The sequence below is a fragment of the Pantoea sp. CS_6 genome, assembly GCF_041954745.1.
Taxonomy (GTDB): Bacteria; Pseudomonadota; Gammaproteobacteria; order Enterobacterales; family Enterobacteriaceae; genus Pantoea; species Pantoea stewartii.
On record NZ_JAVAYG010000001.1, the window covers coordinates 380,222 to 398,444 of the forward strand.

The window sequence follows — 18,223 nt, forward strand, 5'->3', positions numbered from 1 at the left end:
GATTTAGACGGGCGTTACTTTGGCGTGACGCCTGCGTTCCCGCAGAAACATCAGCACCAGGCCAAACCACAGGACACCACTGATAAAGTTGATCAGGCTAAACCAGATCACCCCACCGCTAAAATAGAAGTGCTTCGCCAGCTCAATGCCGGCAGCCAGTGTCAAAATGCTGATCATGCCCAGCATGGCCGCGACGCTGCCTTTACCTTCATCGCTGGCATAGAGCGTCAGCCGGTAAAGTCCGGCATTCACCATCCCGCCGCCGAACGCGTACAGGCTTAATCCTGCGGTAATCAACAAATAGCTGTGTGTGTTTATCAGCGTGGCAAATAAAGCAAGGCTTAACCCGAGTAATATGGGCCAGGCGGCAAATTTCACGGGTTGCTCAATCGGCATCCGGCCAACCAGTTTGCTCAGGGTCAGGTTACCGGCAATCATTGCCATAAATACCGGCAGCTGGAGCAGGGCGTACTCCATTCGTGAAAGTCCTTCATCACGCATCAGGATGACCGGGGACAGGGCTACCCAGGTCAGAATGGGAATGAAAACCAGTCCGATGGCAAAGGACCCAAACATCACCTGACGATCTTTTATCAGTCGGCCATAATTGCGCGCCAGCACCGGCAGCGCAATGGACTGGTGACGATCGCCGGCGGTTTCAGGCATGACCCGCCAGAGTACGATAAACGCCACGGCGCTGCAGGCGGCAAACAGCCAGAACATACTGCGCCAGCTTCCGACCGTGAGCCAGGCGGCGCCGGCCAGAGGCCCGGCGAGCGGTGCCAGCAGGGCGACATTCGCCATCAGTGCCATAATGCGCACGGCCAGTGCTTCCTCGAACGCTTCCTGAATGGCTGCATAGCCGACCGCACCAATAAAACACAGGCTAATTCCCTGCAGGAAACGCAGACTGACGAACTGCTCAATGTCACTGACCCAGGTGGTCAGAATACAGGCGGCAGCAAAAAACAGAATGCCGGACAGTAGCACGGGCCTGCGGCCATATTTATCGGACAACGGGCCAAGCAGCCATTGTAAAACCACGCCACCCAGCAAATAGGCCGTCAGAGAGGTGGAAACCCACTGATCGCCTACGTCGAATTCGGCGGTGACCAGCAACATGCCGGGTTGGATCATATCGTGAGCAATATAGGTGGCGAACTCATAAAGCACCATCGCCAGCGGAAACAGCATCACGCGTCCGGTCAACTGGCGGATGGGTTGATAACGGGCCATCTGGCCTCCTTATGAAAAAACAAAAAACGCGACTGCAAGGCAGCCGCGTTTAAATGGTAATACAGATGTGTATGAAAAGCGGTATTAATCGACGCGCAGCACCCGGCCGGTGTTAGTCGTGCCGGTTGCCCCCATCACATCCCCTTGCGTGACGACTACTAAATCACCGGAGACGAGGAAGCCTTTGTCACGCAGCAGATTAACGGCGTCATGGGCGGTGGCCACGCCTTCGTTATCGCTGTCGAAAAACACGGGCGTCACGCCGCGATACAGCGCGGTGATATTCAGCGTACGTTCGTGGCGCGACATGGCAAAGATCGGCAAACCTGATGTGATACGTGAGGTCATCAATGGCGTACGACCGGATTCCGTCATGGTAATAATGGCGGTCACGCCCTGCAGGTGGTTCGCCGTGTACATGGCTGACATGGCGATCGCTTCTTCGATATTATCGAACTGCACATCCAGACGGTGTTTAGAGACATTCACGCTTGGGATTTTCTCTGCACCCAGACAGACTTTTGCCATGGCGGCAACGGTCTCCGCCGGATACTGACCGGCAGCGGTTTCGGCTGACAGCATTACCGCATCGGTGCCGTCCAGCACGGCGTTGGCGACGTCCATGACTTCAGCGCGCGTCGGCATAGGATTGGTGATCATTGATTCCATCATCTGTGTCGCGGTGATGATGGTACGGTTCAACTGGCGCGCACGGCGTATAAGGGCTTTCTGAATCCCGACCAGTTCCGGATCGCCAATTTCCACGCCCAGGTCGCCACGGGCAACCATCACCACGTCAGAGGCCAGAATGATGTCATCCATGGCTTCCTGCGAGGCGACCGCTTCGGCACGTTCTACTTTCGCGACCATTAACGCGTCACAGCCCGCATCGCGCGCCAGACGGCGGGCATAGTGCATATCCTCACCACAACGCGGGAAGGACACCGCCAGATAGTCCACGTTGATTTTGGCGGCCGTGATAATATCGGCTTTGTCTTTCTCCGTCAGGGCTTCAGCCGACAGGCCTCCGCCCAGTTTGTTGATGCCTTTATTGTTAGAAAGTGGGCCACCTACTGTTACTTCGGTAAACACTTTGACGCCCTGAACCTCCAGCACCTTCAGCTGGACGCGACCATCATCCAGCAGCAGGATATCGCCGGGTACCACATCCTCGGGCAGACCTTTATAGTCAATGCCGACGCGTTCTTTATCGCCTTCGCCTTTGCCCAGCGCCGCATCAAGCAGGAACCGGTCGCCCACGTTCAGGAAGACTTTACCTTCTTTAAAGGTGGAGACACGAATTTTAGGGCCTTGCAAATCGCCCAGAATGGCCACATGTCGACCGAGTTTTGCCGCAATCTGACGCACTTTATCGGCACGCATCTGGTGATCTTCGGGCGTACCGTGTGAAAAGTTAAGACGCACAACGTTGGCACCAGCAGCAATGATTTTTTCGAGATTGTTGTCGCGGTCAGTGGCTGGGCCGAGAGTGGTTACGATCTTGGTTCTTCTTAAACGTCGGGACATAGAGATTCCTTTGAATTTTGGAACTGAGCTGAATCGTTACTTTTTAAGGTATTAGCCCGTCAGATACTGATTACCACACAGAGGTATTATTATACATTCGAGTGTGTCAGAACTGTGGCACTGCGCCCGGAAGACGTCCAGTAAAGGCGCTTTTGTCAGATACAATACTGAGACTCACCGAGGAAGTCATCCCCCCTTCGACGCTAGCGCCAGCTTAATTGACCAGACGCAAGTGACGCAGCCATTCTGCGTGTCACAACGCGGCAGGCTGAACAGCCCGTTCATCTGTATCGTAGTTACAGCCGGGCCGCGCTTAACAGACCAGGCTGTTGCGGTCGTTCGTTTGCCGGTGGGGAAGGCATCGTCTGTTGTTTGGCCCACGAAACCGGTGTAAACAGCGAAAAGTGTAAAGCGGCAAGTGTTGCATCGGCGCATTATCCCGACCGGATAGGGAGTAAATATCTGTTAGAATGGATAAATGCTGAGAAGAAAGACAATGCTGCCGGGGTGACCCTGTAGAATCAGCCGCGGGGCAAGGTCTGATAAGTCGGCTGGCCCTTTTTTTGCCATAATCAGCGTCGCACTGGCTGCAGCCAGACAATTTTTGACACAGAAAAATAAGCGAAAGCGCACGGGTCAACCTACCACAGACGCGAATTACGCGCAGAGTAAGTAGGGTGACGCCGCGGGCTGGTTTACCTGGCCTGGGGAAAAAAGTACATTGTGCTGAAAGTAAATAACAACATGGACCCGGTGCTCAGGATGCATCGCCACCGGGACTATCCTGCAACGAGGAGAGGAAAATGGCGGTAACACAAATAGCCCAGGCATGCGATCTGGTAATTTTCGGCGCCAAAGGCGATCTCGCCCGTCGTAAACTGTTGCCCTCGCTGTATCAGTTAGAGAAAGCGGGTCAGATTCATGAAGAAACCCGGATTATCGGCGTTGGCCGTGCAGAGTGGGATAAAGCTGAATACACCAAAGTGGTGCGTGAGGCGTTAGAAACCTTCATGAAGGAAAAGATTGACGAAGCGCTCTGGGATAAGCTCAGTAACCGTCTCGATTTCTGTAACCTTGATGTCAACGATACTTCGCATTTCCCAAGACTGGGTAAGATGCTGGATCAGAAAAACCGCACCACGATTAACTATTTCGCCATGCCGCCCAGCACCTTCGGGGCCATTTGTCAGGGCCTCGGCATGGCCAAGCTCAATGCGAAACCGGCGCGCGTGGTGATGGAAAAACCGCTCGGCACGTCGCTGGAAACGTCAAAAGAAATCAACGACAGCGTAGGCGAGTATTTCGATGAGAGTCAGGTGTTCCGTATTGACCACTATCTGGGGAAAGAAACGGTTCTGAATCTGCTTGCGCTGCGTTTCGCAAACTCCATCTTCGTGAACAACTGGGATAACCGCACCATCGATCACGTGCAGATTACCGTGGCTGAAGAGGTGGGCATTGAAGGCCGTTGGGGTTACTTCGATAAAGCCGGACAGATGCGCGATATGATCCAGAACCACCTGTTACAGGTGCTGACCATGATTGCAATGTCTCCGCCTTCCGATCTCAGTGCCGACAGCATTCGCGATGAGAAAGTGAAAGTGCTGCGTTCGCTGCGTCCTATCGATCAGACGAATGTCCGTGAGAAAACGGTGCGGGGTCAGTACACCGCCGGCTTTGTGCAGGGCAAAAAAGTCCCCGGCTACCTGGAAGAAGAGGGTGCCAACAAAACCAGCTCTACGGAAACCTTTGTGGCCATTCGCGTCGATATCGATAACTGGCGCTGGGCGGGCGTGCCCTTCTATCTGCGCACCGGTAAGCGTTTGCCGACCAAGTGTTCTGAAGTCGTGGTGTACTTCAAAAACCCGGAGATGAACCTGTTTAAAGACTCTTACTCCGAGTTACCGCAGAACAAACTGACCATCCGTCTGCAGCCGGATGAAGGGGTGGACATTGAGATCCTGAATAAGGTGCCGGGTCTGGATCACAAACACAAACTGCAGACGACCAAGCTGGATCTGAGCTACTCAGAAACCTTTAACCAGTCTCATCTGGCGGATGCGTACGAGCGTTTACTGCTGGAATCGATGCGCGGCATTCAGGCACTGTTCGTGCGCCGTGACGAGGTGGAAGCCGCCTGGACTTACGTTGACTCCATCATCAACGCCTGGGCCGCAGATGGTGATTCCTCCAAACCTTATCAGGCCGGCACCTGGGGACCGGTGGCGTCCGTCGCGATGATCACGCGAGACGGTCGTTCCTGGAATGAATTCGAATAATCCCTTCCCAGCCCGCATAATGCGGGCTTTTTTTTGCACCACCTCTCAAAAATGAACTGCTGTTTTAAAAATTTTATCCGTTGATGGACGGTGAAACGGAGAATCCTGTATGGTAGTCGTGCTGTTAACCGGACTGGCGCTGTAAAGGCTTCGGCGCAGTGATCACAATGTTATTTACCAGGGGAAGTGATGAAAAACTGGAAAACGAGTGCAGAACAGATTCTGAAAACCGGACCGGTCGTGCCGGTAATCGTGGTTAACAAGCTGGAACATGCGGTTCCCATAGCTCAGGCGCTGGTCGCCGGCGGCGTCAGGGTGCTGGAAGTGACCTTACGCACGCCCGTGGCGATGGATGCCTTACGCGCCATTATCAAACAGGTGCCAGAGGCTATTGTCGGTGCGGGAACGGTGCTGAACACACAGCAGCTCCAGGAAGTGACGGAAGCGGGCGCACAGTTTGTAATTAGCCCTGGTATCACCGAGTCCTTACTCAAGGCCGCCGTTGAAGGGCCAGTTCCGCTTATTCCCGGCATCAGCACGGTGTCAGAATTAATGACCGGCATGGATTACGGTCTGCGAGAGTTTAAATTTTTCCCGGCCGAAGCCAACGGCGGGGTAAAAGCGCTACAGGCCATCGGTGGGCCTTTCCCTCAGGTGCGTTTCTGTCCGACGGGCGGTATCTCACCAGCGAATTACCGTGATTATCTGGCGCTGAAAAGCGTACTTTGTATCGGCGGCTCCTGGCTGGTGCCGAACGAGGCGCTGGAAGCAGGGGACTGGCAGCGTATTACGCAACTGGCCAGCGAGGCCGTCGCGGGGGCCCGCTAACGGGCAGACGGTGAGCCCGCAGGCTCACCGCACTCACTTACCCCTGAACGTTGACGGCAGCCGCACTGGCTACCGCGCGCGCAACAGCCTCTTCCGTTGTCTCTGCGCAGGCCAGAGCAACACCTAAACGACGCTGACCTTCAATTTCGGGCTTGCCAAACAGGCGCAACTGCAAACCCGCCCCCAGTGCTGCTTCTACATTCGCAAACCGGACATTCTGGCTGGTTAACTGCGGCAGAATAACGGCTGAAGCAGAAGGGCCGTACTGGCGAATGGCCCCTACAGGCAGCCCCAGGAACGCGCGGACATGCAGGGCGAATTCTGACAGATCCTGCGAGATCAGCGTCACCATGCCGGTGTCGTGCGGACGCGGAGAGACTTCACTGAATACCACTTCATCGCCGCACACAAACAGCTCCACACCAAATAATCCATAGCCACCCAGTGCGTTGACCACGGTTTCCGCGATATGCTGGGCACGCTGTAGCGCCAGGTCGCTCATCTGCTGCGGCTGCCATGACTCACGGTAATCGCCGTCTTCCTGGCGATGACCGATAGGGGCGCAGAAATGAATGCCGTCAACGGCCCTGATGGTCAGCAGGGTGATTTCAAAATCAAACTTCACCACGCCTTCAACGATAACGCGTCCCGTCCCGGCGCGACCGCCTTGTTGCGCATAATCCCAGGCCTTATCCAGCTGGCTGGCATCGCGAATAAAACTCTGGCCTTTGCCGGATGAACTCATAACGGGTTTGACGATGCAGGGAAAACCAATCCCGGCGGCGGCAGCGACAAAATTTTCTTTGCTGTCGGCAAAGCGGTAGGTTGAAGTGGGCAGTGCCAGCTCCTCTGCGGCCAGACGACGAATGCCTTCGCGGTTCATGGTGAGGCGGGCAGCGCGGGCAGTGGGCACGACGCGCTGACCTTGCTGCTCCAGCTCCAGCAGTTTCTCTGTTGCGATGGCTTCAATCTCAGGCACCACGAAGTCTGGTTTCTCCTGGGCAATAACGGCGGCCAGTGCGTCGCCGTCCAGCATATTTATCACATGGCTACGGTGCGCTACATGCATCGCAGGCGCATTGGCGTAGCGGTCAACCGCAATCACTTCCACACCCAGACGCTGACATTCCAGCGCGACTTCTTTGCCCAGTTCTCCTGAGCCTAACAGCATGACGCGCGTGGCAGCAGGGCGTAGCGCAGTTCCGAGAGTCGTCATCATTTCACCTAAGCAGTCAACCAGTCAAAATTCGCGCGCAGTATAAACGAAAACGTTTGCGTTCTCACCCCTTGCGCACATTTCATCTCGTTTGCGCTACTTTTCCTGCTCTGACGTTTCCTGACATCTTTTTGGTAATGATGATGTTTCTGGATGGTAACGGGAGTAAATAATGAATAACTGGCTGCAACAGATTCAATCAGTACTGGCAAAAAAGAGCGGTGACGGCAAATCCGGCGGCGGGCTGAGTGAGATGCTGGCCCCCGGTGCGCTGGGTGGCCTGGCGGGATTGCTGGTGGCCAGTAAATCATCACGCAAGCTGTTAACTAAATATGGCGGCAAAGCCTTAATCATCGGCGGCGGGGCAGCAGCGGGCGCGGTGTTGTGGAACAAATACAAACAGCGGGTGCGTGAAACCCATCAGGACGAACCGGGTTTTGGTGAGTTACAGACGCCGGTTGATCAGCGCGCAGAACGACTGGTCACGGCCTTGGTGTTTGCCGCCAAAAGCGACGGGCATATTGATGACCGTGAACGTGCGACGATTGAGCAGAACATTCATCAGGCAGGCTATGGTCAGGATGCGGAGAAACTGATCCAGCAGGCCATGCAGCGGCCGCTGGACCCCGAATGGCTGGCGGCGGATGTTAAAAATGAAGAAGAAGCACTGGAACTCTATTTTCTCAGCTGTGCCGCCATTGATGTTGATCATTTTATGGAGCGCAGCTACCTGTCGGCACTGGGCGACGCGCTAAAAATTCCGCAGGATGTCCGAAAAGGTATCCAGCAGGATATTGATCAGCAGAAGGCCAGTTAACCCATGTCCGGGCCCGTAACAGGGCCCTGAACACGCTCATACTCACTATCCCTGACTTGGCATCTGAAGACATTAGTGCCACCCTTAATGTTGATGATGTTCAGCAGGATGGATGATATGAAAGCACCTGACGCGAAAAAAATACCTTACGAGATGTCGCTGCATGGCGAGACGCGGGTCGATAACTACTACTGGTTGCGCGATGACAAACGCGAAAACAGCGATGTGCTGGACTACCTGCGTGCTGAGAACAACTATGGTCAGAAAATCATGGCGTCACAGGAGCCATTACAAAACCGTATTCTCCACGAGATCATTGACCGACTGCCGCCTCAGGACCATTCCGTTCCCTACGTAAAAAATGGCTACCGCTACCAAAGCCGTTATGAAAGTGGTAATGAATATGCCGCCTATTACCGGCAGCCTGCCAGTTATCAGGAAACTGATGAATGGACGTTGCTGCTGGATGCCAATCAGCGGGCTTCACACAGTGATTTTTATACTATGGGCGCGCTGCATATCAGCCCGGACAATCAGGTCATGGCCCTGGCTGAAGATTTCCTTTCCCGCCGCCAGTACGGCATTCGCTTTCGCAATCTGGAAAACGGGAGCTGGTATCCTGAGGTGCTGAATGATGCCTCTTCCAGCTTTGCCTGGGCGAATGATTCACGCACGCTCTACTATGTGCGCAAGCATCCGCAAACGTTGCTGTCTTACCAGCTCTGGCGGCATGAACTGGGCACGCCACAAAGCGATGACCAGCTGGTTTATGAAGAAAAGGATGATACCTTTCACCTCAGCATTCATAAAACCACCTCAAAACAGTTCATCCTGATCGTACTGGACAGTACCAATACCAGTGAAATTCAGTTGCTGGACGCCGATTTGCCGGATGCCCTCCCACAGGTCTTTCTGCCACGGCGACGCGATCACGAGTACAGCCTCGACCACTATGACTTTACGTTTTTTATACGCTCAAACCGTGAAGGCAAAAATTTTGGCCTGTACCGCACGCGTTACCTCGACGAATCGCGTTGGGAAAGCGTGATCCCCGCGCGTGACCATGTGGTGATGGAAGACTTTCAGCTCTTCCGTGACTGGCTGGTTGTCGAGGAACGCCAGCGCGGCCTTACCAGCCTGCGGCAAATGAACTGGCACACGGGCGAAACCAGCGGTATCGCATTTGACGATCCTACGTACGTAACCTGGCTGGCTTACAACCCCACGCCACGCACCAGTAAACTGCGCTATGGCTACTCCTCCATGACCACGCCTGCCACGCTGTTCGAACTGGATATGGACACGGGTGAACGCCGTATTTTAAAGCAGAGCAGCGTCAAAGACTTCAATCCGGATGAGTACAAAAGTGAACATCACTGGATTACCGTGACTGACGGCACCGAAGTGCCGGTCTCGCTGGTCTATAACCGCAAGTACTATCAGAAGGGACAGAACCCGATGCTGGTTTACGGTTATGGTGCCTATGGCAGCAGCATGGATGCGGACTTTAGCGTCAGCCGGCTGAGTTTGCTGGATCGCGGTTTTGTCTATGCACTTGTGCATGTGCGTGGCGGCGGTGAGCTGGGGCAACAGTGGTATGACGGCGGTCGTCTGCTCAACAAGATGAACAGTTTTACCGATTTTATTGACGTTACCCATGAACTGGTGGCAAGGGGGTTCGGGCACCCGGACCGGCTTTATGCCATGGGCGGCAGTGCGGGCGGACTGCTGATGGGGGCGGTCATTAATCTCGCACCGACCCTGTATCACGGCGTCGTTGCGCAGGTGCCGTTTGTCGATGTGTTAACCACCATGCTTGATGAATCAATTCCGCTGACTACGGGCGAGTATGACGAATGGGGCAACCCAAATGAGGCGAAGTATTACCACGCTATTCGTCAGTACAGCCCGTACGACAATATTGACGCCCGGCCCTGTCCTCATCTGCTGGTTACCACAGGCCTGCACGATTCACAGGTGCAGTACTGGGAACCGGCGAAATGGGTCGCAAAACTGCGAGAACATAAAACGGATGACACACTGCTCCTGCTCTGTACCGATATGGACTCGGGGCATGGGGGCAAGTCAGGGCGTTATAAAGCCTACGAAGGCGTCGCGCTGGAGCTGACCTTTATCATTGCACTGGCCCAGGGGAGTCTGCCCCCGCCTGACCTCAGGGAAGCTGACTGAGATATTTACGCAGCGCCTGTCGCAATGGCGGGCGCAAATCTTTAACGTTCTCCAGCATCCATTTCAGATAACCCGGATCTTTGCGGGCAATAACGGCCAGCGCCTGGCCGCGATACTTACCAAACGGCAGTACGTCATCGCGCTGAGCGGCAGGCTGAGAGCGCTGGCTCATTTCAGCGGCGCTCCAGCCAGACAGGTCCATAATGCGGATCAACAGAGCCGCCGTAACATAGCAGTCGTAAAGTGCGCGGTGAGCATGTAAATCTGCGGGCGGCGTCACTTCCAGCTTCAGACTGTGCCGCAGCGCCTGATTCCCGTATTTGATACCTGTCCACAGCTGGCGTGCCAGCGTCATGGTGCAGATCCAGTCGCCGGCCATCTCAGGCAACATCCGGCGGTCGAAGCTGGCATTGTGCGCGACATAATATGCACTGCCGTGGTAGCGCGTAATGGCATCTTCAATCGGCGGCTTACCCATCACCATCGCTTCAGTGATGCGATGAACGGCCATCGCCTGGCGGCTGATAGGGCGGTCGGGTGAAACCAAATCGCTCATAGGATTGACGATCTGGCCGTCAATCACATCCACGGATGCCACTTCGACAACGCCGCCTTGCAGCCCGCAGGTTTCTGTATCAATGACACGTAACATTATTTCTGTTTAGGCTCGTAGGGCAGGCGGGACAGATTCAGAGAGGCCTGGCGATAGTGCATCAAGCGCTGACGAAACCAGTCGCGCAGGGCTTCGGGTTGTTCACTGGCCACCATTTCAGCCACCACAGGCATGTTATAGCGTTCTTTAAATGCAACGCCTGCCGCCGCCAGATCAACGTTGACTTTGTCTTTCTCTTCCTGCGACAGCAAGGCAAGGTTATGACTCATGATATTCTCCTGATATGCGTGTGCAAAAGTAATGTTTTCCTCCGCCATACGCAAGGTAAAGGATAGCATTGCTGGCCTCGACAGTTAAATTGCAGCGGCGTATTCTTGCGCCACGTTTATGGCCTTACCAGGCGTTAACAGGATGATGTTATGAAGAAAACATTACTTTCGCATGGCGCAATGATCGCGTTTGCGACCTCGACACTGGCTTTTAGTCCGTTCGCGCTGGCGCACGCGCATCTTACGTCCTCTGTCCCCGCCGCAAAAGCCGAAATATCGCCCGCGCCGCAGCAGATAACCCTGAATTTTACGGAAGATGTTGAGCCCGCGTTCAGCGGCGTTGAGGTGGTGGATGCTCAGCATAAAACGATTGCGGGCAAGATCAGCCGCGATAAAGCCCGGCATAACCAGTTACGGGTTAACTTCGCTCAGCCGCTGACTCAGGGCGCGTATCAGGTAAACTGGCATGTGCTGTCCGTGGACGGGCATAAAACAAACGGAAACTATACGTTCACCGTGAAGTAATCCTGTGACGACACTGTGGGTAGTGCTGCGGGCACTGCATTTTACGGCGGTTATAGTACTGGTCGGCAGCCATTTTTGTACGACGCTGCTGGCGCCCGTTTCGTTACGGGCGGCGCTGATATCGCGCCTGTCACGCCTGATGACAGGCAGTGCAATCCTGGCACTCCTGACTGCGCTGTGTATGCTGGCCGCGCAGACGGCATTGATGAGTGGCGACTGGCACAACCTGGCCGTGCCGGACGTATGGATGGCGGTGCTGTCTACACACTGGGGCGCGGTGTGGCAATGGCAACTCCTCTTTTCGTTGTGCAGCGTAGCCGCTATCCTGATGCGTGACCCGCAGCGGCAGTGGATCGGGTGGCTGACCAGTCTGCTACAGTGTGGTTGTCTGGCGCTCATCGGCCATGCCGCGATGCGGGAGGGGTTAGCTGGCATCGCGCAACAAGGTAATCACGTTGTACATCTGATCGCCGCATCTTTTTGGACGGGTGGCCTGGTGCCGTTACTGGTGTTGATGCAGATGGCACGGAACATTGCCTTCCGAACCACCGCAATCCGCACGATGATGCGTTTTTCCCGCTACGGGCATCTGGCTGTGGCCCTGACGCTGGTCACCGGACTGGTAAACAGCCTGCTGATTGCAGGCTGGCCGGGTGACTGGTCGCTTAACCGTTATGTTGTACTGTTGCTCTGTAAAGTCGCGCTGGTGGGCCTTATGGTGATGATTGCGCTCTGGAACCGCTACCGATTAGTTCCGCGTTTTCATGTCGCTGGCCTGGGCGCACAGCAGCAGTTTATTCGCATGACTCAGCTGGAAATTGTGCTGGCATGCGGCGTAGTGGGGTTGGTGAGTGTGTTTGCTACGCTGTCGCCAACCTGAAATGACCGACATTCAAGAAAGGAACGTTATGTTGCTGAAAAAAGCGATCCCTGCATTGCTGTTATTCACACTGGCTGGCCAGGCGCTGGCGGCACAAATTATCACCGTCAGCCGCTTCGAAATTGGCAAAGACAAATGGCCCTTTAACCGGGAAGAGGTGATGTTAACCTGCGAGAAAGACGGCGCGCTGTTTGCGATTAACCCCAGCACGCTGATGCAGTATCCCCTCAACGACAAAGCGGATGCGCAGTTCAAGGCCGGTCAGGTTAAAGCGCAGCCGATCAGCGTGATTCAGGCCCCGGATAGAGCCCATCCGGGTCAGATGATGAGTCTGCAGCCCATCGTCGATCGTGCTCAGGCGCTGTGCGCGAAATAACACGCGATACGGCAGGGTTGTCGGCAAAATTGTTTAGCCGATCACAAACCTGTCGGTTTTTTGCACAGCGTCGCTGCGCTGGCTGGAAAATCTCCTGTCTTGGCCTACGCTTTACAGGCAAGGCGAAAGCCTGAACGAATGCCAACTTTTAGCGCACGGCTCCTTGAGAGCCCTTTCCCTGGACCGAATACCTGGAATAGTGTTCGGTCTTTTTTTATACCCGACGCGTCTTAATATTCATCCCGGCCGCAAAACAGCCAAAACGCACCTGGCGCTGTCATCTTCCCGCCCTTGATCTCCCCCTGTAATCCCGCCACATTAGCGCTTCGCATTCTGATTTTCGTTACGGAGAGAAGCATGTCGTCTGAACAGCAAATCGCCTTACTGAAACGCATTGATGACCGCTACCGGATGCTGACTGGCAACGGATTATACTGTCCTGAGCACGTAGCCGATCGTTACCGCTGGCTCCACGAGGATGCGCCGTACAGTATTCTCGCGCATAACCGTGAGGCCGATCCGGTTTTTGTCTATGCCAACCGCTGTGCGCTGGATTGTTTTCACTACAGCCTGGCGGAGATGCTGCAACTGCCCTCACGGCTCAGCGCCGGGCCTGCCGACAGGGCGGAGCGGCAGCGTTTGCTGGACAGTGTGAGGCGCAATGGCATCGCCACAGGTTATAGTGGCCCGCGCGTCAATAAACAGGGTGAGACCTTCACCATCTACGAGGGTGAAGTCTGGCAGTCAGAAGAACACGAAGCGGACTGGGGGCAGGCTGCCTTGTTCTGGCCTCGTCCCCGTCAGTCGAGAAAGTAAAATAACGTCGTGCCACGTCATACCTTACCTGCGATGACGTGGCGCAATGGCGTGCGTTACACGCGGAAGGCTTCTACCATGCCGCGCAGCGCATGGGCCTGCTCGGACAGGGATTGTGAAGCCGAAGACGATTCTTCCACCAGTGCCGCGTTATTCTGCGTTACGCTGTCCATCTGACTCACCGCGACGCTGACCTGTGAAATGCCCTGCATCTGTTCGGCGGAGGCAAGGGAAATTTCATCCATCGCACTCGCGAGGTCGCCCACCATGCTGACAATTTTCAGGATACTTTCACCCGTGCCGTTGGCCACTTTGACGCCGCTTCCCACTTGCTCCACCGCCTGCTCAATCAGAGATTTTATCTCTTTTGCGGCAGTGGCGCTGCGCTGGGCCAGCGTGCGGACTTCGCCTGCCACGACCGCAAACCCGCGTCCCTGTTCACCCGCCCGCGCGGCTTCAACGGCGGCATTCAGCGCAAGAATATTGGTCTGAAAAGCAATGCCTTCTATCACGCCGGTGATATCGCGAATTTTGGCGGCGCTCAGGGAAATATCGTTCATGGTTTCTGACATGCGGTGGACATCACTCTCACCGCTGCGGGCCAGCTCTGCCGTTTCACGCGCCGTAGAGGCCGTAGTTTGAGCACCGGCGGTATTACTTTTTACCGTCGCAGTTAACTGCTCCATGCTGGCCGCCGTTTCCTGCAAGGCAGCAGCCTGCTGTTCAGTACGCGAGGAGAGTTCGGTATTTCCCTGTGCGATTTCCTCTGCCGCCAGGGCAACATTGCCCGACGTTTGTTTAATTTCTGAGACCAGCCCGCGCAGCTTCGCCTGCATACCATCCAGGGACGCAAGCAGGCTGGTGGTGTCATGGCGACGCAGCGAAACGCTGGATGTCAGGTCACCTGCCGCAATTGCAGCGGCCAGCGCCTGCGCCTGGGCGGGCTCACCGCCCAGTTGACGCATCAGCACACGCGTAATCACATAGCCGGTTGCTACCGAGAACAGGACAGAAAGCACGGCTAACAGCACCAGCGTTACCGATGCCCGGCTGGTGGACTGGCTGTTAACTTCTACGGCGTTACGGCTGCTATACATCAGAATATCGGTGGCTTTATTAAGCGCATCCAGCATATTGCGCTGCAGTGGACGCAGGGTCGTCATGAGATAGCGCGTCGCTTCTGTTTGCTCATTTTTTAGTCCCAGTTGCCCGGCCGTCACGAAGGACGCCATCATCGGTGCTTCAAGTTCCCTGATATGATTCAGGGCAGCCTGTTCTTCCGCTGTAGACTGAGTCTGCATCATGGTTTCAAGCGTCTCGCGGTTTTGAATGAACAATGCTTTCTGCGTATTAAGGCGCTGTAACTCTGGCTGCATTTCTTTGTCGTCGGTGAGCAGGGCCAGGTTTCGCACGGCTATCGCCAGATCGCGCAGTCCGCCACGCATATCCAGAATAAGTTGGTATTTTCTCATTTTGCTGTTCACGACATCGTCCATGCCTGTTTTGGCATGATGCAGGGAGGTCAGAGAAACGGCAGTACAGAGGATCAAAAGGAGAATGAGCAGGCCGAAACCCGTCGCAAGCCGTGTAGAGATTTTCATAATAAGATTCCTGATAAGGAGCGGTTTCGTTCTCTATCGGCATCAGGAGCATAAATAATTAATGGAAAATGCAAAATTTACATAAATATCGTTAATATTTTATTTCGCACTATTGAAAATGATCTTAATCAATAAATGGTCAGATAAAAGGATTTCATTGCGAAGGAGGGGGTAAATGATGAAAAAACAAAGAATTTCTTTATGTATTACATCGGGAAAGCATGTGTTTTTGAGGTGATAGATAAATATAAGTGGTGATTCCTCCCTAACTCTGATGCGCCGTACAGCGTGTGCCGAATCCGGACCCGAAAAACGTTAAGCTCAGCACGTTTTTGCGATGCGTAAGGGGGACGCGCTTGTCTTTTTGCTGAAGCATGAGGGGCGATTATCCCGAGCCCGCACAGGGCCGCGACCGTCATGCGTGTCCCCTGGATCACTGAAAATATGTGAGGCAGGTAACAATATTGACGAAAATTTTAAGTTTATCAGACACTCCCTTACCCTGATTTCTTCACCATAGCGACTCCATTCACAGCATGGGATAGCACAATGCGGAAATCATTAGCAGTGGCCTGGATGTTTTTGATTGTCTCGTTTGGTTCTGCCGCACAAAGCCTGGTACACAGCAGGCACGATCCGACGCATCTCGTCGGACTGAAAACGTACAGTAGCCTTGCCGATACGCCGGAATCACCGGATGAGCATGTGAGGGAAAAGCAGCATGATGTAGGCAATGCATTATGATGTGAGGATAAAAATGGCTCGCCCCGGCGAGCCATATTGGTATTACAGGGCAGGTTTGGGAGCCAGCACTTTTTTGCCCAGTCTGATGCCCGGTTTCTCAACATACTGGTACAGCAAAGAGGCCAGGCCATATGTCAGCGGCAGAGATACGGCACAGACAATCAGGAAACGCGTGACATCACTCTGGTAAGCAATATCCGTTTGTTTCAGCAACAGCGCGATAGCCGGAATCACAATCAGCAGATGCAGCAAATACACGGAAAAAGAGACATCGCCCAGCCATGTACTCAGGCGGTTGTTTAACACCTTACGTGGAAGCTGAATGAGCCGCGCCATCAGACTGTTTTCCTGATACTGCCACAGCACCGCCGCCATGCCGATAATCATTAAGGCTTCCATCACCACCTGAAGTTTGATCGCGCCTAACCCGATAAACACACTGACCACCGGGCCAGCAAGGGCAAAGACCACATAGAGCAGGGACCTGCGCCGTACGGCCTCCGCCAGCAGCATGCCCGAAATAAACATATTGAGTTTAATCAGAATCATGGACGGCATTTCAAAGGCTTCGTAATAGTCAGGCAGCAGATAACGGCCGGCACAGCTCAGCGCCATGATGCACAGCAATGCCGGGGCATAACCGAAGCGCATAACCGCCAGCATGATAAAGGGAAACAGCAGATAAAACTGCATTTCCAGCCCGATACTCCAGTCGGGCAGCGTGGTGTTAAAGCCATAGGCGGGCAGGACGCCAAACAGGAAAGAGAAATGCGTCACGACATTCATGAGTGACTGATCGGCATAGCGTGAGGCATCGGTCGCTGTGCCCGAATAAACATGTGCGATCGTGTCGCGCATCTCGCCAAACCAGGGGCCAGAGATGAGCGCGACCGCCAGCAGCAGATAGTAAAGCGGGGCGATGCGAAAAAAACGCCGTAGCCAGAATTTCTTGATGGTTTCCGGGCTTTGCCACGGCTCTTTTTCCTGACGTTCGACATAGTTTTTTGCCATCAGGTAGCCCGAAAGCAGGATAAACAGATCCACGCCAATCCCCGGAGAAGAGAGTAAAGTGATATGGCAATGGATAAGCAAGCTTATGTGTCCCAGCAGTACCCAAAGAGAAGCAATCCCCCGTAACCCTTCCAGTTCCGTGGACCATCCTCGCGTTGCAGACATGGTAAAACCTCGTTAATCAATTATTTATACTGGATCCAAAGGCATCACTAAGCCCTAACAGTCGGATCAAGTCCACCTGCAATGATAAAAGTAAGAGGATTCTGACATTATGATGAATAATCGATCTGCGTGATAATACACACACCTTTGAGTGGCTCAGAAGTGACTGTCGATGACAAAGGTCAACCCCTTTCTCTGACGGGCCTGCCACTGCGGATAAGAGGGACGTATTTTCATAAACAGCAGGGCAGGACGGCATTGCAGACGTACGGGTAAAGGGCGGAAAGGGGACGTCTGCGTCCCCTGTTCTCAGGCCAGTTTCAGCATAACCATGCCCAGCAACAGCAGAGCCAGGCCCGCCCAGCCTTTGCGGTTCAGGCGCTGACCAAAGAGAATGCCGCCTGCAGCAACGGTGGCGACGAGACCAAACCCGCCCCAGAGCGCGTAAGCCACGGAAAGATCGATACCTTTCACGGCCTGCGACAGCGCACTGAATGCCAGCAGCACACAGCCCAACGACGCGATGCCGGGCAGGGGCTTTTTAAAACCGTTGCTGTACTTGAGCATGATATTGGCGGCAATTTCCAGCAGGACAGCCAGTGCCAGCCAGGCAAAATGAATCAGATCAGGCAGGGTCATGATCGGCCTCCTTCTTGCTGCCGGTTTTCATCAGCAGAATGCCGACAATCAAGGTGACCAGACCGCAGATTTTCAGCGGCGATACGGTTTCATCAAACAGATGCACGCTAAACAGCGTGATCAGCATAATGCCGATACCTTCCCAGAGGGCATAAGCGACCCCCAGTGCGATACGTTTGATGGCAAAACTCAGGAAGATATACGAACAGGCAATCATGCCCAGCATAATCAGATAGCCGCTCTGGCTTTGATTCAGGCTGGACCATTTCATGGTCAGGGTACCCATGATTTCCGCAACAATAGCGAGTGCTAATAATCCCCATGCGCGCATGGTTTTTTCTCCACAACTAGCGTCGTAATTAACCCACCGTGATGCCACGGCAGAAAGGAATAAACGAGCGGAAAGGGGACTAAAGCGCGCTGCGCCAGTGCTGATCGAGGGCGTTAACGCTGAGTAATGCGAGGAACGAAAGGGCGGTAAAACGGGGAAT

Annotated in this window: 18 protein-coding genes; 9 read left to right on the top strand and 9 right to left on the bottom strand. The window is 54.3% G+C overall.

Going from position 1 to position 18,223, the window contains the following annotated elements:
• Positions 1 to 3 precede the first annotated feature (3 nt).
• Both RAC90_RS01655 and pyk read right to left on the bottom strand, forming a co-directional pair.
• On the bottom strand, positions 4 to 1,236 hold the full coding sequence (locus RAC90_RS01655; RefSeq protein WP_054633646.1) for an MFS transporter: 1,233 nt from the start codon (positions 1,234 to 1,236) through the stop codon (positions 4 to 6).
• 84 nt (positions 1,237 to 1,320) lie between these two features.
• Positions 1,321 to 2,763: a pyruvate kinase gene (gene pyk / locus RAC90_RS01660; RefSeq protein WP_033741964.1), complete on the bottom strand. Its 1,443-nt coding sequence runs from the start codon at positions 2,761 to 2,763 to the stop codon at positions 1,321 to 1,323.
• Between the two features lie 803 nt (positions 2,764 to 3,566).
• Between pyk and zwf the strand changes: the two genes are divergently transcribed.
• Both zwf and RAC90_RS01670 read left to right on the top strand, forming a co-directional pair.
• Positions 3,567 to 5,042 (top strand): glucose-6-phosphate dehydrogenase, encoded by a 1,476-nt coding sequence (zwf, locus tag RAC90_RS01665; RefSeq protein WP_006120280.1) that lies wholly within the window; start codon positions 3,567 to 3,569, stop codon positions 5,040 to 5,042.
• A gap of 189 nt (positions 5,043 to 5,231) precedes the next feature.
• Positions 5,232 to 5,870, top strand: coding sequence for a bifunctional 4-hydroxy-2-oxoglutarate aldolase/2-dehydro-3-deoxy-phosphogluconate aldolase (locus RAC90_RS01670; RefSeq protein ID WP_375123869.1), 639 nt, complete (start codon positions 5,232 to 5,234; stop codon positions 5,868 to 5,870).
• A 37-nt stretch (positions 5,871 to 5,907) separates the two neighbouring features.
• Here the strand turns inward: RAC90_RS01670 and purT are convergent, their stop codons facing one another.
• Complete coding sequence (gene purT / locus RAC90_RS01675) at positions 5,908 to 7,086, bottom strand: formate-dependent phosphoribosylglycinamide formyltransferase (RefSeq protein ID WP_375123928.1); 1,179 nt, start codon at positions 7,084 to 7,086, stop codon at positions 5,908 to 5,910.
• Positions 7,087 to 7,258: 172 nt separating this feature from the next.
• Here purT and RAC90_RS01680 point away from each other — a divergent pair, with 172 nt between their 5' ends.
• Positions 7,259 to 7,903 carry a tellurite resistance TerB family protein gene (locus RAC90_RS01680; RefSeq protein ID WP_033741961.1) on the top strand — a complete coding sequence of 215 codons (645 nt, stop codon included), beginning with the start codon at positions 7,259 to 7,261 and terminating at the stop codon, positions 7,901 to 7,903.
• 117 nt (positions 7,904 to 8,020) lie between these two features.
• On the top strand, positions 8,021 to 10,093 hold the full coding sequence (locus tag RAC90_RS01685; RefSeq protein WP_375123870.1) for a prolyl oligopeptidase family serine peptidase: 2,073 nt from the start codon (positions 8,021 to 8,023) through the stop codon (positions 10,091 to 10,093).
• Here RAC90_RS01685 and exoX read toward each other — a convergent pair.
• A complete protein-coding gene (exoX, locus tag RAC90_RS01690; protein ID WP_375123871.1) occupies positions 10,077 to 10,745 on the bottom strand; it encodes an exodeoxyribonuclease X in 669 nt (222 codons plus the stop codon). The genes RAC90_RS01685 and exoX overlap by 17 nt on opposite strands.
• Positions 10,745 to 10,975 (bottom strand): DNA polymerase III subunit theta, encoded by a 231-nt coding sequence (locus RAC90_RS01695; protein ID WP_006120290.1) that lies wholly within the window; start codon positions 10,973 to 10,975, stop codon positions 10,745 to 10,747. The genes exoX and RAC90_RS01695 overlap by 1 nt, the downstream gene beginning before the upstream one ends.
• A 150-nt stretch (positions 10,976 to 11,125) precedes the next feature.
• Between RAC90_RS01695 and copC the strand changes: the two genes are divergently transcribed.
• From copC to RAC90_RS01715, 4 genes are all read left to right on the top strand, one after another.
• Positions 11,126 to 11,500 (top strand): copper homeostasis periplasmic binding protein CopC, encoded by a 375-nt coding sequence (gene copC, locus RAC90_RS01700; RefSeq protein ID WP_033741957.1) that lies wholly within the window; start codon positions 11,126 to 11,128, stop codon positions 11,498 to 11,500.
• A 4-nt stretch (positions 11,501 to 11,504) separates the two neighbouring features.
• On the top strand, positions 11,505 to 12,380 hold the full coding sequence (copD, locus tag RAC90_RS01705) for a copper homeostasis membrane protein CopD (protein ID WP_033741956.1): 876 nt from the start codon (positions 11,505 to 11,507) through the stop codon (positions 12,378 to 12,380).
• A gap of 28 nt (positions 12,381 to 12,408) precedes the next feature.
• Positions 12,409 to 12,756 carry a YebY family protein gene (locus RAC90_RS01710; protein ID WP_375123872.1) on the top strand — a complete coding sequence of 116 codons (348 nt, stop codon included), beginning with the start codon at positions 12,409 to 12,411 and terminating at the stop codon, positions 12,754 to 12,756.
• Between the two features lie 357 nt (positions 12,757 to 13,113).
• Positions 13,114 to 13,572, top strand: coding sequence for an MEKHLA domain-containing protein (locus RAC90_RS01715; protein ID WP_058701798.1), 459 nt, complete (start codon positions 13,114 to 13,116; stop codon positions 13,570 to 13,572).
• A 56-nt stretch (positions 13,573 to 13,628) separates the two neighbouring features.
• Here the strand turns inward: RAC90_RS01715 and RAC90_RS01720 are convergent, their stop codons facing one another.
• On the bottom strand, positions 13,629 to 15,173 hold the full coding sequence (locus RAC90_RS01720) for a methyl-accepting chemotaxis protein (RefSeq protein WP_033741952.1): 1,545 nt from the start codon (positions 15,171 to 15,173) through the stop codon (positions 13,629 to 13,631).
• 549 nt (positions 15,174 to 15,722) lie between these two features.
• On the opposite strand from RAC90_RS01720, the gene RAC90_RS01725 reads away from it, so the two are divergent.
• Complete coding sequence (locus RAC90_RS01725; RefSeq protein ID WP_006120296.1) at positions 15,723 to 15,917, top strand: hypothetical protein; 195 nt, start codon at positions 15,723 to 15,725, stop codon at positions 15,915 to 15,917.
• Between the two features lie 42 nt (positions 15,918 to 15,959).
• On the opposite strand, the gene RAC90_RS01730 is transcribed toward RAC90_RS01725, so the two are convergent.
• The 3 genes from RAC90_RS01730 to mdtJ form a co-directional block, all read right to left on the bottom strand.
• Positions 15,960 to 17,093, bottom strand: a complete 1,134-nt coding sequence (locus tag RAC90_RS01730) for an acyltransferase (protein WP_058701800.1) — start codon at positions 17,091 to 17,093, stop codon at positions 15,960 to 15,962.
• Between the two features lie 309 nt (positions 17,094 to 17,402).
• Positions 17,403 to 17,732 (bottom strand): multidrug/spermidine efflux SMR transporter subunit MdtI, encoded by a 330-nt coding sequence (gene mdtI / locus RAC90_RS01735; protein WP_033741950.1) that lies wholly within the window; start codon positions 17,730 to 17,732, stop codon positions 17,403 to 17,405.
• Positions 17,719 to 18,063: a multidrug/spermidine efflux SMR transporter subunit MdtJ gene (gene mdtJ / locus RAC90_RS01740; protein ID WP_006120299.1), complete on the bottom strand. Its 345-nt coding sequence runs from the start codon at positions 18,061 to 18,063 to the stop codon at positions 17,719 to 17,721. The genes mdtI and mdtJ overlap by 14 nt, the downstream gene beginning before the upstream one ends.
• Positions 18,064 to 18,223: the final 160 nt, after the last annotated feature.